Genomic DNA, 24,417 nt, shown 5'->3' with positions numbered 1-24,417 from the left:
ATTTGCGTGGAGCGAAGTGTGGCCAGTAATGAACAGGACTCGCCAGTCGAATGTCCTCTTCGTCGTTCTGGATACGGTCCGGAAGGATCGCCTCGAGCCGTATGGATACGAGCGAGCGACGACGCCGGAACTCTCGCGGTTCGCCGAGGAGGCGACCGTCTTCGAATCGGCGATCGCACCTGCGCCGTGGACGCTACCGGTACACGCCTCGCTGTTTACCGGCCAGTATCCGAGCCAGCACGGGGCCGATCAGGGCAGTCCGTATCTCGACGGCGATACGACCCTCGCGTCGGTCCTGTCGGCGGCCGGGTACGACACGGCCTGTTACTCCTCGAACGCCTGGATCACCCCCTACACCGGCCTTACCGACGGCTTCGACGCGCAGGACTCCTTTTTCGAGGTGCTGCCCGGCGATGTCCTTTCGGGGCCGCTCGCGAGCGCGTGGCAGGCGATCAACGACAACGACTACCTCCGCGATCTGGCATCGAAGCTCGTCCACCTCGGCGCGATGGCACACTCGAAACTCGCCAGCGGCGAGAGTGCCGACTCGAAGACGCCGTCGGTCATCGACCGCACGAAGTCATTTATCGACGACAGCGACAGCGACGAGGGCTGGTTCGCGTTCGTCAACCTGATGGACGCCCACCTCCCGTACTACCCGCCCGAGGAATACCGCGAGGAGTTCGCCCCCGGCGTCGACCCCGACGAAGTCTGCCAGAACTCCAAGGAGTTCAACTCCGGTGCGCGAGACATCGACGACGATGAGTGGGCGGCGATCCGCGGGCTCTACGACGCCGAAATCGCCCACATGGATGCCGAACTCGGCCGGCTGTTCGACTGGCTGCGCGAAACCGGGCAGTGGGAGGACACCACCGTCGTCGTTGCGGCTGACCACGGCGAACTCCACGGCGAACACGACCTCTACGGCCACGAGTTCGCCCTCTACGACCACCTCATCAACGTCCCGCTACTGGTCAAACACCCCGACCTCGAGGCCGACCGTCGTGACGACCTCGTTGAGTTGCTCGACTGCTATCACACCGTGTTGGACTCGCTGGATGTCGATCCCGAGGCGGTCGGTCTGGCTGGCGATGCTGCCGGTGCCGTCGCTCGTGACCCGACGCGCTCGCTGCTTGCCGACGAGTACCGCGCCTTCGAGGGGGCTGCCGACCTCGATGCCGGTCAACAGGCGATCCTCGAGGCCGACGACGCGAACGACTACGCGTTCGTCGAGTACGCCCAGCCGGTCATCGAACTGCACCACCTAGAGGAGAAAGCCAGCGAGGCCGGGATAGACCTGCCCGACGACCACCGCGCGTACTCACGACTCCGTGCCGCCCGAAGCACCGACGCAAAGTATGTTCGCGCGGATCGCATCCCCGATGAGGGCTACCGCCTCGGCGAGGATCCCGACGAAACGTCACCGGTCGAGCCGGCCGACGACGACGTCGTCGCTGCGACCGAGCAGGCACTTGCCCGCTTCGAGGCAAACGCCGGCGGCGCGTGGGACGATCCATCCGAAACCGATACCGACGACGTCGACGCCCTCGAGGAGGCCGACGAAGAGACCCGCGACCGGCTCCGGGAGCTTGGCTACCTCGAGTGACACGTCGATCCGACGTGACGTTGTCCGACAGTATTGCGGCTTACAGGCCCGAAAAGTGCTGTTTTAGTGACTTTCCTGGAACCAACAAGAATACATAGGTTGGTTCGAAAGATAGTCGCAACTAATGGACGACCAGCACTTCCTCGAGTCGGAGTGGGACTACTGTCTCGTGCTGGATGCGTGTCGGTATGACGTGTTCAGCGAGGTCTACGACGAATATCTCGACGGGACGCTGGAAAAGCGCCGGAGTGTCGGCTCGTCGACGCCGGAGTGGGCCTATCGAACTTTCACCGAGGAACACGATATCGCGTACTTCTCGGGGAACCCGTTCATCAACGACCTCGGCATCCCGTTAAACGAGCTCAAGTGGGGGGCCAGTTGTGACTACGAGTGGTCGGCTTCGAATCACATCAGCAACGTCTTCGACGTGTGGAAGTCGGGCTGGGACGATGACCTCGGCACGGTGCCGCCGGACGGCATCGCGGAGGCGTTCTACAACAACCAGGGTGCCGTCGAGGAAGCCGACCGGACGGTGCTCCACTACATGCAGCCCCACGCGCCCTATCTCGCACGCGGCAAAGGCCAGAAACTCAAACAGATCCAGAAAGGGATTCGAAAACAGGAGGAAGCCGAGCAAAGCGAGGATGGTGGCGGCGGTGCGCTTGCCTCACTCGGCGATACGATCCGTCCGAAAGTCGAAGACAGGCTCGAGGGCAGCGAACTCGCACAGAAAGCGGGCCTGTGGCTCGAGCTCGATCCCACCGAGGTCGTCACGAACGGCACGCGCGAGGCGGCGATGGCCCTCTACGAGGAGAACCTGCGGATCGCACTCGAATCCGTCGCCGACATCGTCGATGACCTCGACGGCACCGTCATCGTGACCGCAGACCACGGCGAAGCCTTCGGCGAGGAGGGCGTCTGGGAACACCACATCGAGACGTACATCCCGGCGCTCATGGAAGTGCCGTGGCTCGAAGTCGAGTGACGCCGCGATCGAACAGGGACGAAAACACCGGCCGTCGACTCACCGCGGCGGTCTCGCATCTCCAACGGTAACCAGCACCCGGTACAGGAGGGTCAGGTATGAAAATCAGTCACTACTTCGAACTCGAATCTCACGTCACCGGCGGCATCCACGAGTCGGTCGTCCACCAGCGGAAGATGCTGGATCGACTGGACCTGACCTACACGACCGAACCGACACTCGAGGCCGACGTTTTCCACTGTAACCTCATGGGACCGCGCTCGGTCTGGTATGCACGGCAGGCGCGATCGAAGGGGGTCCCCGTCATCGCGAATACGCATGTGACCGCCGAGGACTTCGGCGACAGCTTTCGGTTCACGAACGCCCTCGCGAAGCCGCTCAAGCCGTATCTCAGGTGGGCCTACGGGTTAGCCGACGCGCTCGTCTGTCCGTCGGCGTACAACCAGGACCTGATCGAGACGTACACCGATGTGCCGACGACGGTCGTCTCGAACGGCGTCGACCGGTCGAAACTCGCGGGGTTCCAATCGCTCGAAGACGAGTATCGTGATCGGTACGACCTCGAGTCGCCGACCGTTTTCCTCGTCGGCCACGTCATCAAGCGCAAGGGACTCAAAACGTTCGTCGAACTGGCCCGCCGGCTGCCCGACCTGGATTTTGCCTGGTTTGGCCCGCTGGATCTCTCCCTAAAGGGCCGAGAGACGACGGCGCTGATCGAGAACGCGCCGGACAACTGTACGTTCACCGGCTACGTCGACGACATTCGCGGTGCGTATGCAGCAGGCGATATCTTCTGTTTCCCCACCCACGAGGAAAACGAGGGGATCGCGTTGCTCGAGGCGATGGCTGCCGGCAAACCAGTCCTCGTCCGCGACATCGAGACGTTCTCGTGGCTCGAGGACGGCGAGGACAGCCTGAAAGTTTCGGAATCGGGCGTCGACGGCTTCGCAGCGGCGCTTGAGCGACTTCGCGATCCGGAGCTCCGAGAACGACTCGGATCGAACGCGGCCGACCGCAGCGAGGAATTTTCGCTTGATGCGGTTGCGAACCAGTATCAGTCGTTGTACGAGGAGGTGGTCTGAATGAAGATCGGGTTCTTTACGGACAGTTACTTTCCCGAGATCGATGGCGTAACGTATACGATCAAACTCTGGCGCGAGGAATTGGAACGGAAAGGACACGAGGTGTACGTCGTCTACCCGGACGGCGACTACGAACCCGGCGACCGGGAGATTCCGGTGACCTCGATGCCGAACCCCTTCTATGCCGGCTACCGGATCCCGCTTACCCGACGGCCGTCGACGCTGCCCGACCTCGACGTCGTCCACTGTCACGGCCCCGCACCGATCGGCATCCTCGGCCGCTACTACGCCTGGAAACACGACCTGCCGGCGATTTACACTCATCATACGCCACTCGAGGAATACTTCCACCAGAGCATCAAACTCGAGTCGGTCGCCGGGCTGCTCTCGAACCTCTATGTGCCGGTCGAAAACAGCTTCCTACAGAGTTTCGATATCGTCACCGCCTCGACCGAGCGGATCGACCGCGATGTCGAACACGTTCAGTTGCCAGTCGGGATCGACATGGACTTCTTCCAGCCGACCGCGGAAGACTGGTACCCCGACCGGACGGTCGTCGGCTACAGTGGCCGGCTCAGCATGGAGAAAAACGTCAGCGAGATCCTTCGAGCCGCCGAGGCGCTGCCGGAGTACGACTTCGTCATCGTCGGCGACGGCCCGTACCGCGACTCCCTCGAGCGTGCGGCCCCGGACAACGTCGAGATTCGTGACTTTCTCCCCCGCGAGGAGTTGCCCGTCTTTTACTCCTCGATCGATACGTTCGTCACGGCTTCGACCGCCGACACGCTCGGCCTCTCGACGCTCGAGGCCAACGCCTGCGGGACGCCCGTCGCTGCCGCCGATGTCGCGCCGTTTACTCGTACCATCGAGGCCGGTAACGGCGAACGGTTCACCTACGGCGACCGCGAGTCGATGGTCGAGGCCATCGAGACCTGTCTGACGACCGATCGCGATACCAGAGCGGCCGTCGAACGCTACGCGGTCGACTATACCATGGATCACCTCGAGCAGCTCTACGAGACGGTCCCGCTCGCGACGGACGAGAGTCCCACTGACGTCGAGAGTCCGTGGCATCTCTCCGACGAAGAGCGAAGCTGAGCCCGAGTGCTGAGCGACAGTGCCGTCACGCGGTATCGATTGTCCCATCCTGACGGTCCCAGATCGGGCTGTGAGACCGCACCTGCAGCTGACAACCAGGTTTCAGCTGAACCGCCGATACCACCGTGCGGAATCGACGAGACGTTCGTTTCAGCGGGACCTCGTGTTTCGGGGCCCGCTCGAGTCCGTGTCGGTGGTGTTATCCGCATCGCCTGCGGAAGATAAAGATGGACAGAGTGGAGCTCCTGCATACACCCTTCTGTCCGTGCTGCCGCGTTACTGCGCGGCGGTGTTCTCAGCGACCGATTCGGGTCTCCGTTGTTGAATAGCGGTCAGTCGTCGAGAGAGTGCTGAGAGTGTGTGTTCGATACGCACAGCGTGAACAGACCGTTACACAGCGTCGATGGGGTTGGGAACCCGTCCGGATCAAACGAAGTTAGTCTTGAGGGAGCGTCTGACCTGAGTGCTCAGGAGCAGGTGCTGGCGGCTCGTGCGTCCCGAAGTCGGGATGCGTTTCTTCCATCCAGAGATATACGATCGCCCCGGAGACGAACATCAAGGCAGCGGTCAGATAGAAGGCAGCTTCGGCGGTTACGAACTCCATCGAGAGCCCGATCAGGATTGCGCCGACGCCGTAGCCCGAGTCGCGCCACATCCGGTAGACGCCCATCCCGGTCGCACGCCACGTCGGGTGGGCAGCGTCGCCGGGAACGGTCATCAGATTCGGGTAGAGCAACGCCATTCCGAGGCCGGACACACCGGAGAGGACGGCCCACGGGAGATACCCGTCGACGAGTACCATCCCGAGGACGCCCGCGCCGGTAAGGAACATTCCGACGACGACGGGTGGACGACGACCGATCCGGTCCGCGAGTCCACCGGTCGCGATCTGGAGGAAGTACATCGCGCTGTGGATGCCGACGACGAACCCGGCTGCTGCGATTCCAAGTCCGTGGCTCGTGAGATACAACGGGACGGCAAGCCAGAACAGCGTATCGACGAATTTCTCGATGTGACCCGCCTGTGCCGCGGCGAACAGCGTCTTGTCGCCGTAGGTCGCCCGCTTTAGCACCTCCGCGAATGGGAGGTTCGCATCGTGGTGGTCGTCATCGGCGACCTCTACCGCCGCGAACTGGACGGTCTCCTTGATGAGAAAGATCGAGATCAGAAACGCCAGCACGACGACGGCAGCGAGGAAGTAGAACGGCTCGGGCCGGAGGCTCGTCCGCGCTGCGATGATGCCCGTAATCCAGGCACCGACGGCGACGCCACTGTATCCGAACGCCTCGTCGATACCCACGGCCAACCCTCGTTGCTCGGGGCCTGCAAGGTCGATCTTGGCGTTGATCGCCATACTCCAGGTCAACGCCTGATTGATGCCCAACAGGATGTTGCCGACGGTGATCCAGCCCCAACTCGGCGCAAAGATGAGGATGACCGGAATCGGCAGTGCAGTTAGCCACCCGAGAACGAGCACGGGCTTGCGCCCATACTCGCCGCCCCATTTGCCAGCGTAGAGGTTCAAGAGCCCCTTGACGAAGCCGAACGAGACGACGAACGAGCCGATGACGAACAGCGACTCGACGCCGAGCACGTCGCGGCCGAGGACGGGCACGACGGCGCGTTCAGAACCGATGGTCAGCCCGGTAGCGAACACCAGGAGGACGTGGAGCGAGAACTGCCCGAGGTGCTCGCGGATGCCCTGTTTGAGTTCAGTTTCCGTCCGCATAGCTCACGCTGCTGTACAGTTGTTCGGGCCCAGTTCCAGTTCAGCCAGTTCGGCGGCGGGTTTTTGCCCCACGTTCGTTCGCTTGACGCGCTCGAGGCTCAACGGCTGATCCGGGAGAGCCGACGCGAGTTTCTGGACGAATTCCCCGTGGGTGCGGCCACGGTCACCGGGGCGACGCTCAGACATCAGTATGCACTCGTATGGGAAGTATCAGAATATAGGTGCTGCCGGACATGACCGGCACCGTTAATTCGTAACAGACCAACTAGTCCGCCATGGGTCTGTACGAGGCTTCGTTCCGGGTCAAACACGAGTGTCCGTATCGAGAAATCTCGGAACGCTATCCGGATCTCACGATCCGCGAGTGGTACCTAAGCGACTGCCAAGTGATCGAGCTCACCTCGCCAGCATCGCCAGCCGACGAACTACTCGAGGAGATCGATCAAATCGGAACGCTTCTCCACAAGTCGGTGGACGACTCCGGTCTCCACGTCGTCACGCAGTCCTGTCTCTGTTCGTTAGAGGACTCTATCATCGGTCGCTTTGAACAGTACAACTGTCTGTACCAGCCGCCGACGATCCACCGCCACGGCTGGGAGCACTACACTGTAATCGCGTTCGACGAGAACGATGTCCGCGCATTGCTGCAGGATTTGGAAGCTGATCGTGATATCGAGGTTCTTTCGAAAACGGCGATCACGGACCAGCAGATCCCCCACAGTATGCTTGCCCCGGTCGATCAACTGTTCGAAGACATCACCGAGCGGCAGTTAGCCGCACTTCGCCTGGCACTGGAAAGCGGCTACTACGAACAGCCCCGGCAGACATCACTTCGTGAACTGGCCGAGCAGACCGCCGTCGCACGCTCGACGTACGAAGAACACCTTCGGAAAGCCGAGAACAAACTCCTCACGAACGCAGGTCAGTTCTTGCGACTGGTCACCGCGACCTCGACGACAGACCCACTAGACATCGACCGGATCCGACAGACTGAGCACGCAGCTGACTGACCGGCGGTCAACACTCCGAACTGTTCGCTCGCCGTTCCTGCCTTGCGGTCGCTCTTCCGTCGCTCACGCAAGACCACCGGGTTCTCCGCCTTCCCGAGAATTGTACAGCGTCGTAACTCACTACGTTCGTGATTTCGTTGAAAAATGCCCGGGGAGGGCTCCGAACCCTCGATCTCCGCATGTCCCAGGTTCGAGGCTCGGCAGTCCTCGAGGGACACGGAGGCTTCCAAGGCGAAACCGCACCGAATCTCTGAACCCTATGAGTGCGGCGCTATGTCCAGCTAAGCCACCCGGGCTCGATTAGGAGTAGTGGCGTCTATTTCTTTAAGCTTCTCATTCGAATCCGCCGTGCAACGCGGACCCACGGATTTATCATACGGTGTTACTAACTCCGGGGCATGAGCGTTCCTGGAATCGTCACTGCTACTCTCGACGGCGAGGAGATCGCAGCACGCGTCTCCCTCGGCGGCGACGACGAGCTTTTCATCACGCCGACGCGGACCATCGTCTATCGTTCTGATGGCCTCCTGAGCGACGAATCAGCAGACGACTACCCACACGACGCCGACCGGCTGACTCTCTCGGAAGGCCGGCGCAAGACGAAGTTCACGCTCGAGTACGCTCTCGAGGGGGAACACGCGTTTACGGTTCCCTCGAGCGTGACCGACGAGGTCCTCCATCCCGTTCTCGCCGGTGTGTTAAGCGGCAACGGGATCACAGATCCCGGCGAGACGGTCGTCAAGACCTACCGCTTTAGCGAGCTGACCCTGATCATCACGAGCGAGCGGCTCGTCAAACACATCGGGGGCGCAGTCTGGGACGAAGACTACGAGGAGTACCGGTTCGAGGACGTGACGAACCTCGACTTCGAAGACGGGAGCGTCGCGACCCAAATCGTCCTCACCGTCGACGGCCGCCCTGAGCGGATCAAAGCCCCCAACGAGGAGGCAAACGATCTCCGAGAGCGACTGAAACGTGCGCTGTTCGAGTATCACGACGTCGGCTCGCTCGAGGAACTCAACGAGACGGTCGGTGACGACGACAAGGATGACAGCCGCGAGGCATCGGTCGATTTCGGCAGTGGTGTCGACCCGCTCGATGCCGACCCGCCGGAGCCGGACGACGGCGACCGCGACACGCCGGCACGCACTAGCGCTGCTACCCAGTCGACTGATCCACTTGCCGACAGCGGGTCCGACGGGACTGCGACTGCCGGCGCTGAACGACAGTCGAACACGGACGATGGGGTGCAGGCACAGTGGGCACAGGGGACGGAGACAGCAAACCGCGACGACAGCGACAGCGCAGCGACAGCTACAAACGCCGGCTCGTTTTTCGAGGAGACTGGCGAAGCAGACACGGGGGACGGTACCGACGAGCCTGCACGGCGAGCTGAGCCTGTCACGACCGAGCCCGATCCCGAACTCATAGAGCGCCTCGAGGCACTCGAGGCAGCAGTCGAGCAGCAAAACGAGATCATCGAACAGCAAGGGGAGACGATCGAGCAGTTGATCGCGGAGCTTCGGCAGGGACGGTAGGCACGCGGTGAGCAGCGACCAGACAGACTCGACAGCCTACTCCCGACCGGTCACTTTTCGAATACAGGACGAGCCGAAGGGACCGAGTTCGCCGGCCTCGAGTTTGATGAAGTAGCCGGTCGACAGCCCGGACCCACAGCGTTTGCAGGTAAACTCGCCTTCTTTCGTGATGACGTCCTGGTCAAAGCTGACATACTGGCGGCTCTTCGGGCGGACGATCCCGTCCTCGCGCTCGATCAGCCCGCGGAGTTCGGCCTGATCGAGGATCGTTCGCGTGACCGTCGGATCGCTCGTAATCGTCTCGATCCGATCGATTACCGCGGCAAGCGAGAGCGAGTCGTGCTCGAGTCGTGCGAGCAACGCCAGCCCGAGTTCGACGCGGTCATCGGTCACCGCAGCGTCGCCGGTCCGTCCATCCACGGGATGCTCCTCGTCGCGATCCATCTATCAGTGGGTCATCTCGGCGCGAATAAACGTGTTTGCCTCGAGAAGCTAGCTACGGCTTCACAGGGCAAGAACGGCGTTGACGGTTCCCACGGCATGAGAATCCGCCAGCCGTTGATACTGTCGCTCCGCTCTTTTTCGAGCGAGAGCAGGATCCGACCGGAGCGAGACTCCGGCGACCGCACCCCAATGACCCGGATAACGACTGACGGCACACCACGAGCGAGGACCGACCCACGTACCCTGGCACGTCTGCGTGACGAAACCGGTGACTGCACGCTCACGGTTCGAAACGACGACCGACCGCGGCTGGAACCAAACGGGACAGCCCGTGATCGATAGATGTTTGGACGACAACTCGAACGAGAGATTCTGATGGCCCTCGCCGACGAGGGGCCGCTGTCTGCTGTCGATCTCGCCGGGATGATCGACGAGCATCCGCTGACAGTCGAGCAAGCGTGTGATCGCCTCTGTGATCAGGGCGACATCCGGTCGGTCGGCAGCCGCCGGTACGAACTCGCCGCGTCAGGCCAGCACCAATTCACCGACGCGGAACCGACACGAAGCGGTTCAGGCGGATCCGATATGAGCGGACTGGCGGACTGATTCCCGGTTCGATCGGCGGTCGATTTCTTGGTTGGCACCTCGCTTACTCGACCCAGACGGTCTTTCGGTTGACGAACTCGAGCATCCCTTCTCGCGCGAGTTCGCGGCCGTAGCCTGATTCCTTGACGCCGCCGAACGGTACTCGCGGATCGGATTTGACGAGTTGGTTGACGTAGACACAGCCGGCGTCGACCTCGCGTGCGAGCCGCTGGCCGCGCTCGCGGTCGGTCGTCCAGATGCTTGCGCCGAGTCCGAATTCCGTGTCGTTTGCCTTCGCGACGATCGCTGCCTCGTCGTCGAGCTCGTAGACAGCGGCGACGGGGCCGAACGTTTCCTCACTGTCGGCTGGGCAGCCCTCCGGGATGTCGGTCAGCACGGTCGGCGGGTAGTACGCACCCTCGCGGTCCATTGGTTCGCCGCCCGTGAGCACGTCAGCACCGGCCTCGACGCTCGCCTCGACCTGCTCGTGGAGGTCGTCCATAAGATCCTCCCTGGCCTGCGGACCGATATCGGTCTCTTCGTCGGTCGGATCGCCGACGGTGAGTGACTCGATCTCGTCGACGAACCGCTCGAGGAATTCGTCGTAGACGTCGGTATGGACGAGGAATCGCTTGCCAGCGATACAGGACTGGCCGCCGTTCTGGTTGCGCGCCCACGCGCCGGTCTCGGCCGCGTCGTCGATGTCGGCGTCGTCAAGGACGATGAAGGGGTCGCTCCCTCCGAGTTCGAGGACCGACTTCTTGAGCTGGTCGCCAGCCGTCGAGGCGACTGCCCGGCCTGCGGGGCCGCTTCCAGTGACGGTCGCGGCTTTGACGCGCTCGTCCTCGATGATATCGTCGACCAGATCGGAAGGGATCAGCAACGACTGGAAGACGCCGTCGGGATAGCCAGCCTGCCGAAACACGTCTTCGATTGCCTGTGCACAGCCGGGGACGTTCGAGGCGTGCTTGAGCAGTCCGACGTTGCCCGACGTGAGGTGCGGTGCCGCGAAGCGAAACACCTGCCAGAACGGGAAGTTCCACGGCATCACCGCCAGAATCGGGCCAAGCGGATCGTAGACAGTCTTGACATCCGACCCTGGCGGGCTCGCATGGGAATTGGCCTCGAGATAGGCGCTTCCGTGTTCCGCGTAGTGGTCACAGACCCACGCACACTTCTCGACCTCGGCGATCGCCTGCGAGATCGGTTTGCCCATCTCGCGAGTCATCGTCTCCGCGTACTCGCGTTTGTTCTCACGGAGAACGTCGCCGGCTGCCGCGAGCAGTTCTTCCCGCTTGCGGATCGGCTCATCTTGCCACGTCTCGAACGCCGCCGACGCCCGTTCGATAGCCGCCTCGACGTCGGATTCGGAATGTGCGTCGATCGTGTCCTCTCGCTCGCCAGTGGCAGGATTGATAACGTCCATCATGCGGAGTGTATCTGTCGACACCGATTAGTGTTTCCCGCGTTCTCGCCGGCAGCCTCGAGCCCGCTCGTTCGACACTTCCCGGCAGGTCGCGTTATCGGCTGATGCGATCCGAGAGACCCAGCGTCTACGGCGGCGTATCGAGGCACACGGCCGTCGATATCCGCCGCATCGAACGTGTTCGGCCCGACAGACAAGTGGGCGCGTCGTCACAGTGCACCCATGCCAGAGATCACGTCGATAGACGCACTCGAGTCGACGCCACACGCCGAGGTGTTCGACGTCGACGAGCCACGAACGGTTCGCCTCCAGCTCGAGGCGGACGACCGCATGCCGAAACACCGCCATCCGGAGTCGAACGTCGTCCTCTACGTCTTGGAGGGGACACTCGAACTGACGCTCGGGAACCAGAGTTACGACCTCGAGCAGGGCGCTGTCGTCCGGTTCGACGGGGACCAGCCAATCTCGCCGCACGCGCTCACGGCAAGTGCGGCGCTGCTCGTTTTCTCGCCGAAAACGGAGTCTTAACCGACGGTCGTCGCGACGCCTTTCGTCTGCCGATAATCGCTGTCGAGGATCGCCTCGAGTTGCGAGATAATGGCCTCGCGGTCGTCGCCATACCACTCGACTGGATCTTTGATCGGGACGACCAGAAAGCCGCGGCCGCGGATGTCGGTGGCGTGAAGGTCGTCCATCTCGAGGTCGAGTCGATGTCGCTGGGTCGTATACTCACGGAGGACGTGGTCGGTTGCGCGAGCACCGACGGGCAGGAGGATGTGTGCGTTGATCGCACGCAGTTCGGCGTCGAAAAAGCGCTCGAGGGTCGTATAGTCCTCGTCGGTCGGTACGTCCCCGTCGGGCAGGCTACACATGTGGATATAGCTCAGAAAGCAGTTCTCGAGGACGGGTTCGTCGCGTGGACCGCTGGCGAAGCCAACTGCCCGAAGGACGTCCTGAATCGCGTGTCCGCTCTCGGTTTCGGTAAACGGGATGCCAGTGGATTCGCCGCCGTGGACGCCGGGATAGTCACCGATCACGTGAAAATCGGCGTTAGCGTCACCGTAGCCGAAGACCGCCGGTCGATCGTCGGGATCGGAGCGGTCAAAGGGTGGCTCGAGTCCGAACGGGTTGCTCGTCCTGTCGGTCACGTTTTGCACACCGGATGAAGGCGGCGGGCAGACAAAACGACAGCGGTCGGATCAGGCCGTGTTGCGCGACGATCGACAGAGAGTGGTCGCCGAGCGTGACTGGCGATGCAGACGGCGGTGGGTTTATGTTTTGGTCGTTCGTTTTCTGTCGCAGATGTATCAGACGGGCCATTACGGTGGTGCACTCACGGCGTATGCGCCGCTGGGGACCATCGTTGCCCTGATGGGGTACGGCGAAATCGCCCTCGTCGGCGGTCTCGTCTGTGTGGCGCTGTCGACGCTGCCCGACTACGATCATCGGCTCCCGCTGATCGACCACCGTGGGCCGACCCACACGATCCTGTTCGCGTTGGCCGTCGGAGTCGGCCTCGCCACACTCGCTGCCGTCTTCATCGACGCATCCTCCACACTCGTCGACATCGGCATCGATACGTTCGCGTTTCTCGTCGGCGTGGTTTCGATCGGTTCCCATCTCCTCGCGGACGCGCTCACGCCGATGGGGATTCGACCGTTCTGGCCGGTCTCACGTCGCCGCTACTCCCTCGAGGTGACGACGGCAGACAACCCGGTCGCCAACTACGGATTGTTTGGGCTGGGGATCGCAGCCGCCCTCGCCGGCCTCTCGATCACCCTTGTCGTCGGGTGACGGCCATCCCAGCGACGAACGTCACGAGGAGTGCGGCTGCGGCGACGAGATAGGGCATCTCGAGTGCGGGGTTGACCGCCTGCCGGCCGAAAAAGAGGACCGAGACGACGAGCGGCGGCCCCACGAGGAGTGGAGTCACGCTCCGTCCGGTGAACCGACGGCGACCGACCATCGCGGCGACGATTGCTGCACCGAGCAGTGTGAGCGTCACGGCGTACTGAATCAGTTGCATGGTCGGCGAGTACGTCTTAATGCCGGCATCGACGACGGGACTGAGGATCACGTGGGCCGGTAGCGCGACGATTCCAAGCGCGAGCGCGCCGGTGACGTGGGTCGTCGTCAGTCGCGATATCCACACGAGGACTGTCGCGACGAGGAACAGCGTGAAGATGGTGACAGCCGTCCAGAAGTGCAGCGACAGGATGTCCATCGTGTACTGCGTGACGGTTTCGCGGCCGAGTGCAACCTGGACCGGCGTCAACACCATCCCGAGGACGACCAGCCCGGTGACGCGTCGGTCGACATCGGGGAGTCGCCAGGCTGCAAGCGCCGAGCCGATGATGGCGAAGCCGGCGAACATCGCGACGAAGCGGTGGAACCACTCGTAGAAACTCGGAAGGTTCGCCGGAAACAGGTTGTACGGGCCGGCATCACACTGGGGCCAGTTCGCCTGACAGGCCAGGCCGGAGCCCGTTGCTTTCGCCGCAACACCCAGCAGGATCGTCGCCGCGACCAGCGTGAGCGTCGCGGTCAACAGGTGCGGGTAACTGAACCGATCGATCAGCGACCGAACTCTCGAGTCGGGCGTATGATTGTCGTACGACACGGGCGTTCACGCAGGAGTTAGAACGGACCATACTTAGGTTGCCCGAGTCGTTCGGTCTCGGCGGGAACCTGCTCCGATCGACAGGCCGTGTCACGCAGTTAGCTGGCTGCTATCGGCTCCGGGCCGTTGATGCTGAACGTGTTGATGGAGATATATTTAATATATGTTTTCTATACCGCGTTAAATTCACCTATCCAGTCATTTTCAATTCCCATTTTCGAATATTCAACTACAAACGCTATGTGTAGCCTCTCTCGAATTCAACTCGAGATGCGACCTACCAAACTCACTCGGCGAGGGTTCGTCGGAGGAATCGGTTTACTTGCTGGCACCGCAGCAACCGGGACAGTTGTCGCACGACGACGGCGGAAGGGTCAAAACGATGATTCGTCGGGCTCCCTCGAGACGTTGTCGGACGCGGAACGAGCGGGGGTTCGCTACATGCGTGAGGAAGAAAAGCTCGCTCGCGACGTCTATCTCACGTTCTACGAGAAGTGGGGCCTGACGATATTCGATGGGATCGCGAATTCAGAACAGCGGCACACGGACGCGATCAAGAACCTGATCGACAAGTACGGCCTCGACGATCCATACCGCGATGCGATCGGGTCGTTCACGAACGACGAACTCCAGTCGCTCTACGATTCACTGGTGGCACGTGGTCTCGAATCGCCCACGGAGGCGCTGATGGTTGGCGGACTCATCGAAGAGACCGACATCATTGACATCCAGGAATTCATCGACCAGACCGACAACGACGACATCATCACCGTCTACTCCAACCTGATGGAGAGTTCGAAGAACCACCTGTCCGCGTTTGTCGACGTGCTTGCAAAGCGCGGCATCGACTACGAACCGCAGGTCCTCTCTCAGGAGACCTACGAACGAATCGTCGCGTAAGGCAGAGAGTGCGAGCGTTACGACTCGAGTGAGATCCACTCACCGCGGTTGTCACTTTTCTCGATCGCGTCGAGGATCCGCTGGGCGGCGAGGCCATCCGCGAAGTTGGGTTCGTACTCACTTTCGTCGGCGACGGCACACAAGAACTCGTAGTTCTCGTGAACGAACAGATGCTCCCAGCCGATCACGTGTCCTGGCGGCCACCAGTGATCGATGTAGGGGTCGTCTTCGTCGGTAACGAGAATCGTCTCGTAGCCGCGATCACCGTCGCGGAGCACCTCAAGTTCGTTCAGCCGCTCGAGGGAAAATCGCAGACTGCCATCGGAGCCATGAATTTCGATCGTGTGATCGTTTTTGTGTCCCGTCGCGAAGCGGGAGGCCTCGATGGTCCCCATTGCACCGTTTTCGAGCTCGAGTTGCGCCGAGTAGGCGTCGTCGACGGTCACGGGTCTGATCTCGTCGGTTCCGGCCCCCTCTACCGGTCGTTCGTCGACGAACGTCGTCAGGTGGCCGCTGACGCGGTCGATCTCGCCGACGAGAAACCGCAGGAGATCGATGGTATGGGCCCCGAGGTCGCCCAGTGCGCCCGACCCGGCCATCTCCGCGTCGTTGCGCCACGACCACGGGGCCTCGGGATCGACCATCCAGTCCTGCAGATAGCGGCCCCGGACGTGGTGGATCTCGCCGAGGTCGCCTGCCTCGAGTAACCGCTTTGCATACTGGATCGCGGGGACGAACCGGTAATTGAACGCACAGCCGGCGGGAACGTCGTCACCAGCCTCGCGCGCTGCCGCGGCCATCGCCTCGGCGTCTTCGAGCGTCGGCGCGAGCGGTTTCTCGCAGAAAACGGGTGTGCCGACCTCGAGAGCGGCGACCGACGGCTCGCGATGGACGTGGTTCGGCCCGAGATTGTAGAAGACGTCGACGTCGTCGACGACGTCGCGCCAGTCGGTCGCGGTCGCGTCGAAGCCAAGCCGGTCGGCGGCGTCGGCCAGCGCCGATTCGTGGCGGCCGATCAGGACGCTGCGGTCGATCGCGGGCGCGTCCGGGAAGAACATCGGCAGCCGCGCCATCGCGTTCGCGTGTGCTTTGCCCATGAACCCATAGCCGAGCACGCCGACCTCGAGAGGCATGGGCGGGCGTTCACCGGCCCGGTAGTTAGCGCTTTGTGGTGCGGCAGCCGGGGTGGTTACGCCGCGTCGGTTTCGAAGCCACCGTGATGGACGATTTCCTCGAGTGGCTTGCGGTCGCTCGGCTGTTCGCGCGCTTGGAGCTCGTCAGGGAGCGTTTCGGGCGGTGCGCGCTCGCCGATCGCGACCATCGCTTCGACATCGAATCCGTCGGGAACGTCGAGTTCGGCGGCCGCACGCTCGTAGTCAAAGCCAGCCATCCCGTGGATGGCCAGGTCGCGGCGTGCGCCCTCGAGCGCGAGGTTCTGCCAGGCCGAACCGGTGTCAAAGGAGTGGACGGGTGCCGGTTCGCCGTTGTGGTCGAACGTCGTTTTCGAGACGATGACCGCGAGCACGGCGGCGTCGCTTGCCCACGACCGATTCCCTTCGGAGAGGAGGTCGACGAAGGTGTCCCACTCGTCGTCCTCGCGACTTGCATAGATGAACCGCCAGTGCTGGTTGTTGAACGCGGAGGGTGCCCAGCGGGCGGCCTCGAACAGCGGGAGATACTCGGCTTCGTCGAGCGGTTCGCCGGTCATCGCGCGTGGCGACCACCGGTTGACGAACAGCGGGTCGATCTCGTGGTCGGGGTCGCGGTGTTCGGCAACGTCGTCGCGCAGGTCGTGTCGAGTCGCAGTGGATTCTGCCATCGATCGCTGGTAGGGACCTGCGATATGTATACGTTATCGGACAAACGGGATACCAGGTAACACTCGTGTCGTGGTCATGTCTGGTGAATATACACTGCTGTCTGTAATGATTTGCGTGTGATAGACACCCGTGACAGTGGCGATCACTAGGTACTGCGAACCCGGTTGCGCTGCCGTAATCCGGCGCGAAAAAACGTTGAGAGAGGAGATCGTACGTCGATCGACCGATCAGTCGTCGGCCGGCGTCGGCGTCTCGCGCTCGATGTCGATGTTCCCCGCGTCAAGGTCCGCCTCGACGTTCCGGGCTGCCTGCACCATGTTCTCCATCTTGCCGTAGGCGACCTCACGAGGCAGCAGCTTCAGGCCACAGTCCGGCGAGACGACCAGCTGTTCCGGCGGGACGATCTCGAGGCCTTTCTTGATGTTCTCCTCGATCTGCTCGACCGATTCGACCTCGGCGACGTGGACGTCGGTGACGCCGAGTGCGAGATCAGCGGTGAACTCGGGATCTTTGAACACGTCGAGTTGCTCGTAGTCGCCGTTTGCGAGTTCGAGGTCGAACTCGTCGACAGGGAACTCGAGGATCTCGGGGTAGATACGAGAGTAGTCGCCGTAACAGACGTGGAGGCCGATGCGGACCTCCTCGGGAATGTCGGCAACGATGCGCTCTAAGGCTTCGCCGACGATGGCGTGGTCGTCAGGCGTGGTCGCGAGCGCGGGCTCGTCGATCTGGATGTAGCGGGCACCGGCGTCGACGAGTTTCTCGATTTCCTCGTTGACGAGGTCGGCGAGGGCGTAGGCGAGTTCCGCGTCGTCCTCGTAGGCCTCGTTGAACGCCCAGCTCGCGAGCGTGTATGGTCCAGTGATCGGGACCTTCACGGGGCGGTCGGTGGCGCTGGCGGTGAATCTGTACTCGTCGACGAGCCAGCTTTCGTCGTACTCGACTTCGCTGACGACGCTTGGCTTATCGAAGTAGTTGTGTCCCCACACCTTGACGGGGCCGTTGAACTCGTAGCCGTCGATTCGGTGGGCGAAGAACTCGACCATCTCGTTGCGCCGCATCTCGCCGTCGACGACGGTATCGAGGCCGGCACGCTCGTGTTCGTTCGTGATGACGCGGGCGGCGTCGTCTTTCGCTTCCTGCCAGTTGTCCTCGTCGAAGTCGGCCTCGTCGTCCTCGTAGAGCTCTTTCGCGCGGTTGAGCCACTTGGGTTTGGGGTAGGAGCCGACGACGCTCGTCAGCAGAAAGTGGTCGTTCTCGTGGTCCTCGGGTCGGAATTGATCTTTGTTCTCGCTCATGCTGCGGTCACCTCCGCGAGGTCCGCGGCTTCCGCAAGGACCTCGAGTTTCTCGACGTACTTTGCATACGGCAGGTAGAACGTCTCGGTGTTCGTCGTCAGATAGACCGTCTCGAAGTCGGTCGTTGGCAGCTGTCCCTCGACCCACTCGACGCGGTCACGGATCGCTTCGGGGTCTTCGACGAGGGTGTTCTGGCCGTCAGCGAGGCCGAGCGCGACGTCGTCGGTCGTGCCGTACTCCTGAATGTTGTAGAGGTTGTCGTCCTGATTCGAGACGAAGTCGAAGCCGACGGCGTCGATGTCGGCGTCGAGCAAGTGGGCGTAGACCTTCTCCTCGAGTGCACCCCAGTAGGGCTGGACGACGACATCGGCGTCGACGGCGCTTGCGACCTGATCGATCGCCTCGCTCGCGCGTTCGTCTTCGCCGTCGTCGGGTACGTTCTCGACCAGCGAAGGCTCGAGCAGGAACAGCGTCTCGACATCGGGGAAGGCGTCGGCCTCGTCGGCGAGGAAGTCGGCGATCGCAGCGAGGAAGTCGGAATCGTCGCCGTAGTGTTCGTCAGTCGCAAGGTCGGCGAGTGAGTACGGGCCGGGGAGGACGGCCTGAAGGGCGTCACCGTCGGTCAGATCGGCGGCCGCCTCGAGTTCCGAGGCGACGTCACCGGTGGCCGCGAGGTCGTCGGTGACGACGGGCTCGCGATAGAAGTTGTTGTTGTCGTAGTAACGGACGATCCCGCGCGTCTCGACGGCGTCAGCGACCGCAAGCGGATGGGCGAGCATGTCGTCCCAGCGCAGTTGGCCTTCGACGATGCGGTCGAGGCCGGCGTCTTGCTGGACGCCGATCACTTCGTCGCGGGCCTCTTCGTAGACCGCGGTGATGTCCTCGCCCTCGTCGCCGCTGATGAGGTCGTGTTTCTGGTGGCCTTTGAGATGCGAGAGGTCGTCTTTCGCCCAGTCCGGGAGCGGATACAGCCCCGGCGTGGTCGAAACGTACTCAGTCATCGTACACTCGGCTAGGGTATACCGACGCTTAATATTTTCCATCCGATGTAATGCATTACAGTAATTTTTGCAGCTTTCGCCGCTTTGCGGTCGGTCAATCGGAGAATTCGATCCCTCATCGAGAAACCCCGAACGCGGCTGCATGACACACAAGTGCGGGCCGTTACTCGAGGGCCAGCAACGCGTACGTTTCATCGTCGACGTGCGCGACGACGTAGAGGGTGCCGTCGTCTAGAATCGGGCCAGGGCCGACCCTCCCCGCGAACTCCTGTTCGAACCGGACAGCAGGCCCGCTGCCCAAGCTGTTGCCAGGCGTTGGATCGAACGCCCACAGACGGTCGCCACCGACGAAAACCGTGTCGCGACCGGCTGCCGGGGCCGTGTGTTGCCAGTCGCCGATCGCGGACTTCCAGCGTCGATCGCCGGATTCCGAATCGATGGCATGAAGCCCGCCACCGTTCGCGACGAGGACGAGCCCATCCACCACACCGATCCCGCGTTCGACCCCGCCGGTATCGGCGGTCCAGTTGATCCCCGGGCTCGAGAGCCCGTCATCCATCAGGGCGTACGTCGTTCCGTCCCGGCACGTGACATAGACCGAATCCGAATCGGCGCTGGGCGGAGCCGTCGGTGCTGCAGGCAGTTGCCACCGCCGTCCACCGATCCCCTCCCCATCGAGCAAGTAGACTTCCCCGGCCTCGGTAGCGATGACGTACCAATATCCCTTGAAGACGGCAACGTGATCGAGTACCTGACCGAAGACATCGCGTCGCCACTGGAGAGACCCGTCGGCCGGGTCGAGCGCGACAACCTGCTCTCCGACCCCGAAGACCAGTCGGCGGCCGGCGTAGGTCCCCGGCGTCGTCACCGAACCAGGGGCCTCGAACTCGCGGTCCCACACTGGTTTCCCAGTGTCAGCCTCGAGTGCATGGAGCGTCCCGGCGGTAGCTACATAGGCGATCCCATCCCAGAGCAGCGGCGGCGTCCGAACGTCCTCGAACGACCACAGTTCCGTCCCGTCGGTCGCGTCGAAGACGCGAAGGGTGCGGTGGTCAACGTAGTAGACGTGTCCATCAGCGACGACGGGTTCCTGAGAGGAAAGTTGCGTCACCTCGACTCGCCAGCGTTCGGTGACGCCGTCGACGGGAGCCTTTCCATCCGCGATCTCGCGGGTGTTGGCGGCGTTACAGCCGAACGTCGACCAGTCGCCGTTCGCGCCAGCGACGTGGCCGTCAGGATCGGGTTCCTCAGCGACGCCGGCGGGCGGCGGGTCGTCGGGCTCCGAGAACCGAGAAGGCATCGAACAACCCGCAAGCGCGACGCTCGTCGCACCGACGGTCGTCAACAGTGTCCGTCTCGTGGAGGGCATCATCCCAGTAGCGGTCAGCCATCCAATAAGTGTTTTCGGATGAAATAGCGGCTCACGGAAGCAACTCGAGCACAGTCAGCGTCTCGAAGGGAAACGACTCGTCGGCGACGGCGACAGCGCTAAAGCCTTCTTCGCCGGCTCGCTCGACGACCGCATCGACACCCGTCAGGCTACTCACGAGTAGGTAGACGACGCCATCGGGCGCGAGCACACGGCCGACTGTCTCGAGGAACGGGTCGATGACGGCCCGGCCGTCCTCACCGCCCGACAGTGCGTGTTCCATCCAGTCGTCCCACTCGTTTTCGGGATCGGTCGGCAGATACGGCGGATTGAACGCGACTGCGTCGAACACGCCATCCCGAAACGGGGCGACCAGATCCGCCCGCACCGTTTCGACGTTCGCAGCCCGGGCCTGGCGAACCGCATGCGGGTTCAGATCCGACGCGATTACGCGTGCCGCCGTTTCGTCGGCGATCCGGCCCGCGACGTAGCCCGAGCCGGTGCCGACCTCGAGCACGAGTTCGTCTCCTGTAAGGCGATCGGTGGCGGTATCAGCCAGTAGCTGCGAGTCTTCGGCAGGCTGGTAGACGTCCGGTTCCTGGTCGCGTCGGTCCTCGAGTCCCATGCTATTGTTCCTCCGGTGTTGTCGTTGTCATGCGGTGGTCACTGGATTCGTCGCCTGATATCGCCCCACGTTCATCGGTGACACGAAAGCCGCCGGCCTCGGGCCGCCCGGTAAGTTCACGCTGTGGGTACGGGATTTTGATATCTTCGTCTTCGAACGTCTCCTTGATAGCACTGATCGCAGCGGTCCGGGCGTTCCAGTAGCGTCTGGCGCTTGGGGTATCGATCCAGAACCGAACCCCGAGTACGACCGCAGAGTCGCCAAAGGACTTGCCGACGACCCGTGGAGCCGGTGCCGTCATCGCTTCATCGACCTCGTCGATCGCCGCTTTTGCGAGGGCAGCGGCCCGGTCGACATCGGTCCCGTAGTCGACGCCGACCTCGACCTCGAGTCGCAGCCGGCCGCGCTTCGAGCGGTTGGTCACCGTCCCCGAAGCGATGACGTCGTTGGGGATCATGATGTACTCGCCGTCGAACGACCGGACCTGGGTGTTGACGATCGAGATGTCGGTGACGACGCCCTCGTCACCCTCGACTTCGATCCAGTCGCCGATCTCGAACGGCCGAGCGAACATCAGGACGAAGCCCGCGAGTACGGTCCCGAGCGTCTGCCGAGCCGCCATCCCGAGGACGATCCCGAGGAACCCAGCCCCGACGAGCAGGCTGCCGAGATCCTCGATCCAGATACCGAGCACAACGACCAGCGAGACCGCCCAGATGAGTACCTGCGAGAGCCGGTGGGTCACCTTCCGCTGGTGGGCCGTCACGGCCGCAGAGGAGTTGAAGATCCCCTCAACCACCCGGCTGACAAAGCGGGTGGCGATGACCGTCACGACCAGCAGGAGAAACGAGACGATGGCGCGCGCGACATCGTCACTGTCGAGCCCGAGATTCGTCGAGAGCCGTTGAACCTCCTCCGTGCGCCCCCAGACACCCGTCACGACGGCGAGACTTACCAGACAGGCTGCGATGAGCACCGACATCGATACGACGTCGGCGTACAGCGGCCGCGTCCGCTCACAGATCCACGTGTGAAGCCGCCGATAGGAGAAGAGCACGGCGATCACGAGCGCGACCGCCACGATGGAGACCGCGAGTTTGAGCTCGGTCGTCGAAGCCGCCTCCGACAGCCAATCGAGCCCGGTCAGTAGTCCGGCCATGCGTTCATCTCTCCGATCTGTCGTCCGCGCAGCTTTGAGTATCCGTTGGTTGGGCCCGTCCGGCTCGAGCCGTCACTCAATCAGTCGTCGTCTGGCTCGCCGACCTCCCACGCGAGCTGAGCCAGCGCGGCGAACTCGGCTGGGGCCATCGCGCCGGCCCGCTTTTGCAGGACATCGTCGTCGGCTGTATCGACGACTGTCTCCGGTTCTGCGAGCCCGGAGATGTGTGCCGTGTTCCGGATCGCGTTCCGGATCGTCTTCCGGCGCTGGGTGAACAGCGCTTTGACGAACCGCAGGAAGAAGTCCTCGTCGTCGACCTCGTAGTCGGGCTCGCGCGGGACTGCACGAATTACCGCACTCTGGACCGCCGGCGGCGGCGAAAACGCCTCTTTCGGGATCGACTCGACGAGTTCGATATCCGCATAATGCTGGCTCGAGACCGAGAGCCGACCGTATTCGCTCGTCCCTGACTCGGCGACCATCCGCTCGGCGAACTCCTGTTGGAACATCAAGACGAGCGGCTTCCCTTCGGGGAACAACCGGAAGGCGATCTCGCTCGAGACGCCGTAGGGCAGGTTCGACACCGAGGCCGTAAAGTCGGGCAGGTCGACTGCGAGGGCGTCGCCCTCGATCACAGTCAGGTCGCCGGCCGCGATTTCGTCGGCGAACTCCTCGCGCAGGAACGCAGCGAGGTCGGGGTCCCGTTCGACGACAGTGACCTCGTCACCGACCGCGAGCAGCCGGTCGGTCAGCGCGCCCGTCCCGCCGCCGATCTCGAGGACGTGGCTCGTGTCGGCGTCGATCTCCTCGAGATAGGTCGGCAGTCTGTCGAGGACGCGATCGTCGACGAGAAAGTGCTGGTCGCGATCCGGATCGCCGCGGATACCCGCCCGGGCGATCAGTCCGTCTGGATCTCTCATTGCCAGCGCTTCGGCTGGCGTCGGTGTAAACGCACCGTCTCGGGCGCGGATGGCGGGTTGCGTTAGGCCGAGCCCATAATCAGAAGCGTGTTACTGGTTCTGTTCCTGCTCGCGCCGACCCACGAAGGTCTGGTACTTGAGGTCGTCGTCGCGCAGTTCCTCGAGAATGCGATCGACGAGGATCTGATCGGGATCGTGGAGCCCGGAGACGCGCTCGGACAGCTCCTCGAAGCTCTCGAAGGGCTTTCGCTTGCGCTCATCGAGGATGCTATTACGGAGTTTCTTCCCGATCCCCGGCAGCAAGTTCAGCTGGTGGAGCCGCAACGTGATCGGCTGGGCATCGTTGTAGAAGTCGACGAAGCGCTCCTCGTGTTCCTCGACGAGATCGGCGACGACGTACTCGAGTTCCGACTGGGCTCCCGAGGAGAGGTCGTTGTACTCGACGCGGTGGGCCTCGGTGACGACCTCGCGTTCGGCGGGCGGCTCAACGACAACCTCGCTGCCGATCGTGAGCCGTTCCTCTTCGTCGAACGCGACCTGATAGAGCTGGAAGTCCTCGATGCCGACAGCGTACCCTGCCGGTGACTTCGCGTACTGCGGTCGACCGTCGTCAGACAGCCCGTGTGCGAGGTAATCCAACACGACCGCGCGCCGAACGTCCGTCTCGTCGCCATCGGCTTCGCTCATTGTCGTTTGCTACGGCGAGGGCGTACTTAAAGAGTCGGCTCGCTTTCAAGAGGCGGCACGGGGAACGGCCGTGGTGTTGATGCGATTGCACTCGCGTCTCCTCGGCCGGTGGCGATCGGCTCCCGCCTTCATGCGCGACACGATCGGATCTCTCCTGCTGTCTGTCTCACTCGATGACGGCAAACCACAGCACGATCCCGACGATCAGCGCCGAGATGTCCAGTGCGACGCTGACGAACTCGAGGCTCGCGAGCAGGCCGAGATTCCGCTCGAGCGAGTCGTTGCCCGTGGCGACGACGGCGTCGGGTTCCGTCTCAGGCGGGGCCACGATCGATCACCCCGCTATCGCCGTGTCTCTCTCGTCCGAGGGCCCCACCGTTGCCAGCCGTTAGACGAGGTGTCCAGCGCGAGTGGGATCGAGGCGGTCGCTGGTGCGATCGCTGAACGGTCACGTTCGGCGATGATTATCGAGCCGGTATCACGCTTGTGGTACTGGCTGCTGGCAGTCAGTGGCC

25 protein-coding genes, 1 tRNA gene and 1 pseudogene are annotated in these 24,417 nt (G+C 62.8%); 10 read left to right on the top strand and 17 right to left on the bottom strand.

What is annotated here, in order from left to right; translation table 11 throughout:
* The first annotated feature begins 28 nt into the window (after positions 1-28).
* From BSG09_RS06695 to BSG09_RS06680, 4 genes are all read left to right on the top strand, one after another.
* Complete coding sequence (locus tag BSG09_RS06695; RefSeq protein ID WP_092931431.1) at positions 29-1,606, top strand: sulfatase; 1,578 nt, start codon at positions 29-31, stop codon at positions 1,604-1,606.
* Positions 1,607-1,730: 124 nt separating this feature from the next.
* Complete coding sequence (locus tag BSG09_RS06690) at positions 1,731-2,591, top strand: hypothetical protein (RefSeq protein ID WP_092931429.1); 861 nt, start codon at positions 1,731-1,733, stop codon at positions 2,589-2,591.
* A 98-nt stretch (positions 2,592-2,689) separates the two neighbouring features.
* The gene (locus tag BSG09_RS06685; RefSeq protein ID WP_092931427.1) at positions 2,690-3,673 is read left to right on the top strand and encodes a glycosyltransferase family 4 protein; all 984 of its coding nucleotides are present in this window, start codon (positions 2,690-2,692) and stop codon (positions 3,671-3,673) included.
* Entirely contained in the window at positions 3,674-4,771 is a 1,098-nt protein-coding gene (locus BSG09_RS06680; protein ID WP_092931425.1) for a glycosyltransferase, read from the top strand.
* A 436-nt stretch (positions 4,772-5,207) separates the two neighbouring features.
* Here BSG09_RS06680 and BSG09_RS06675 read toward each other — a convergent pair whose 3' ends face one another.
* Both BSG09_RS06675 and BSG09_RS06670 read right to left on the bottom strand, forming a co-directional pair.
* Positions 5,208-6,500, bottom strand: a complete 1,293-nt coding sequence (locus BSG09_RS06675) for an MFS transporter (protein WP_092931423.1) — start codon at positions 6,498-6,500, stop codon at positions 5,208-5,210.
* A 3-nt stretch (positions 6,501-6,503) separates the two neighbouring features.
* Positions 6,504-6,674: pseudogene (locus BSG09_RS06670) on the bottom strand (MBL fold metallo-hydrolase); the annotation flags it as partial.
* A gap of 101 nt (positions 6,675-6,775) precedes the next feature.
* On the opposite strand from BSG09_RS06670, the gene BSG09_RS06665 reads away from it, so the two are divergent.
* The gene (locus BSG09_RS06665) at positions 6,776-7,510 is read left to right on the top strand and encodes a helix-turn-helix domain-containing protein (RefSeq protein ID WP_092931419.1); all 735 of its coding nucleotides are present in this window, start codon (positions 6,776-6,778) and stop codon (positions 7,508-7,510) included.
* Positions 7,511-7,655: 145 nt separating this feature from the next.
* Here BSG09_RS06665 and BSG09_RS20710 read toward each other — a convergent pair.
* Positions 7,656-7,806: transfer RNA gene (locus BSG09_RS20710), tRNA-Met, on the bottom strand.
* Between the two features lie 102 nt (positions 7,807-7,908).
* On the opposite strand from BSG09_RS20710, the gene BSG09_RS06655 reads away from it, so the two are divergent.
* Entirely contained in the window at positions 7,909-9,048 is a 1,140-nt protein-coding gene (locus BSG09_RS06655; RefSeq protein WP_092931415.1) for a DUF7115 domain-containing protein, read from the top strand.
* Between the two features lie 36 nt (positions 9,049-9,084).
* On the opposite strand, the gene BSG09_RS06650 is transcribed toward BSG09_RS06655, so the two are convergent.
* Positions 9,085-9,492, bottom strand: coding sequence for a DUF5830 family protein (locus tag BSG09_RS06650; protein ID WP_092931413.1), 408 nt, complete (start codon positions 9,490-9,492; stop codon positions 9,085-9,087).
* A gap of 342 nt (positions 9,493-9,834) precedes the next feature.
* Here BSG09_RS06650 and BSG09_RS06645 point away from each other — a divergent pair, with 342 nt between their 5' ends.
* Complete coding sequence (locus BSG09_RS06645; protein ID WP_092931411.1) at positions 9,835-10,098, top strand: helix-turn-helix domain-containing protein; 264 nt, start codon at positions 9,835-9,837, stop codon at positions 10,096-10,098.
* 43 nt (positions 10,099-10,141) lie between these two features.
* On the opposite strand, the gene BSG09_RS06640 is transcribed toward BSG09_RS06645, so the two are convergent.
* Positions 10,142-11,503 (bottom strand): NAD-dependent succinate-semialdehyde dehydrogenase, encoded by a 1,362-nt coding sequence (locus BSG09_RS06640; protein ID WP_092931737.1) that lies wholly within the window; start codon positions 11,501-11,503, stop codon positions 10,142-10,144.
* Between the two features lie 222 nt (positions 11,504-11,725).
* On the opposite strand from BSG09_RS06640, the gene BSG09_RS06635 reads away from it, so the two are divergent.
* On the top strand, positions 11,726-12,031 hold the full coding sequence (locus BSG09_RS06635; protein ID WP_092931409.1) for a cupin domain-containing protein: 306 nt from the start codon (positions 11,726-11,728) through the stop codon (positions 12,029-12,031).
* Here BSG09_RS06635 and BSG09_RS06630 read toward each other — a convergent pair.
* Positions 12,028-12,660, bottom strand: coding sequence for a uracil-DNA glycosylase family protein (locus tag BSG09_RS06630; RefSeq protein WP_092931407.1), 633 nt, complete (start codon positions 12,658-12,660; stop codon positions 12,028-12,030). The two genes, BSG09_RS06635 and BSG09_RS06630, sit on opposite strands and share 4 nt — an antisense overlap.
* 145 nt (positions 12,661-12,805) lie before the next feature.
* Between BSG09_RS06630 and BSG09_RS06625 the strand changes: the two genes are divergently transcribed.
* A complete protein-coding gene (locus BSG09_RS06625; protein ID WP_092931405.1) occupies positions 12,806-13,297 on the top strand; it encodes a metal-dependent hydrolase in 492 nt (163 codons plus the stop codon).
* On the opposite strand, the gene BSG09_RS06620 is transcribed toward BSG09_RS06625, so the two are convergent.
* Entirely contained in the window at positions 13,278-14,123 is an 846-nt protein-coding gene (locus BSG09_RS06620) for a COX15/CtaA family protein (protein WP_092931403.1), read from the bottom strand. The two genes, BSG09_RS06625 and BSG09_RS06620, sit on opposite strands and share 20 nt — an antisense overlap.
* A gap of 441 nt (positions 14,124-14,564) precedes the next feature.
* On the opposite strand from BSG09_RS06620, the gene BSG09_RS21715 reads away from it, so the two are divergent.
* Positions 14,565-15,023, top strand: coding sequence for a DUF2202 domain-containing protein (locus BSG09_RS21715; RefSeq protein WP_217650119.1), 459 nt, complete (start codon positions 14,565-14,567; stop codon positions 15,021-15,023).
* A gap of 17 nt (positions 15,024-15,040) precedes the next feature.
* Here BSG09_RS21715 and BSG09_RS06610 read toward each other — a convergent pair whose 3' ends face one another.
* From BSG09_RS06610 to BSG09_RS20705, 10 genes are all read right to left on the bottom strand, one after another.
* Positions 15,041-16,156 carry a Gfo/Idh/MocA family protein gene (locus BSG09_RS06610; RefSeq protein ID WP_092931399.1) on the bottom strand — a complete coding sequence of 372 codons (1,116 nt, stop codon included), beginning with the start codon at positions 16,154-16,156 and terminating at the stop codon, positions 15,041-15,043.
* Positions 16,157-16,212: 56 nt separating this feature from the next.
* The gene (locus tag BSG09_RS06605) at positions 16,213-16,842 is read right to left on the bottom strand and encodes a nitroreductase family protein (protein ID WP_092931397.1); all 630 of its coding nucleotides are present in this window, start codon (positions 16,840-16,842) and stop codon (positions 16,213-16,215) included.
* 228 nt (positions 16,843-17,070) lie between these two features.
* Positions 17,071-18,141 carry a methionine synthase gene (locus tag BSG09_RS06600; protein WP_092931395.1) on the bottom strand — a complete coding sequence of 357 codons (1,071 nt, stop codon included), beginning with the start codon at positions 18,139-18,141 and terminating at the stop codon, positions 17,071-17,073.
* Entirely contained in the window at positions 18,138-19,142 is a 1,005-nt protein-coding gene (locus BSG09_RS06595; protein WP_092931393.1) for a 5-methyltetrahydropteroyltriglutamate--homocysteine methyltransferase, read from the bottom strand. The genes BSG09_RS06600 and BSG09_RS06595 overlap by 4 nt, the downstream gene beginning before the upstream one ends.
* 163 nt (positions 19,143-19,305) lie before the next feature.
* The gene (locus tag BSG09_RS06590) at positions 19,306-20,511 is read right to left on the bottom strand and encodes a PQQ-binding-like beta-propeller repeat protein (RefSeq protein ID WP_092931735.1); all 1,206 of its coding nucleotides are present in this window, start codon (positions 20,509-20,511) and stop codon (positions 19,306-19,308) included.
* Between the two features lie 52 nt (positions 20,512-20,563).
* Complete coding sequence (locus BSG09_RS06585; RefSeq protein ID WP_092931391.1) at positions 20,564-21,136, bottom strand: HemK2/MTQ2 family protein methyltransferase; 573 nt, start codon at positions 21,134-21,136, stop codon at positions 20,564-20,566.
* 1 nt (position 21,137) lies between these two features.
* Positions 21,138-22,295, bottom strand: a complete 1,158-nt coding sequence (locus BSG09_RS06580) for a mechanosensitive ion channel family protein (RefSeq protein WP_092931389.1) — start codon at positions 22,293-22,295, stop codon at positions 21,138-21,140.
* An 80-nt stretch (positions 22,296-22,375) separates the two neighbouring features.
* On the bottom strand, positions 22,376-23,215 hold the full coding sequence (locus BSG09_RS06575) for a 16S ribosomal RNA methyltransferase A (protein WP_092931387.1): 840 nt from the start codon (positions 23,213-23,215) through the stop codon (positions 22,376-22,378).
* 90 nt (positions 23,216-23,305) lie between these two features.
* Positions 23,306-23,902: a DUF655 domain-containing protein gene (locus BSG09_RS06570; RefSeq protein WP_092931384.1), complete on the bottom strand. Its 597-nt coding sequence runs from the start codon at positions 23,900-23,902 to the stop codon at positions 23,306-23,308.
* A 166-nt stretch (positions 23,903-24,068) separates the two neighbouring features.
* A complete protein-coding gene (locus BSG09_RS20705) occupies positions 24,069-24,230 on the bottom strand; it encodes a hypothetical protein (protein ID WP_175542155.1) in 162 nt (53 codons plus the stop codon).
* Positions 24,231-24,417 lie beyond the last annotated feature (187 nt).

This window comes from Natrinema hispanicum (genome assembly GCF_900111485.1).
Classification (GTDB): domain Archaea; phylum Halobacteriota; class Halobacteria; order Halobacteriales; family Natrialbaceae; genus Natrinema; species Natrinema hispanicum_A.
This window is presented reverse-complemented; position numbering and strand designations above follow the sequence as displayed.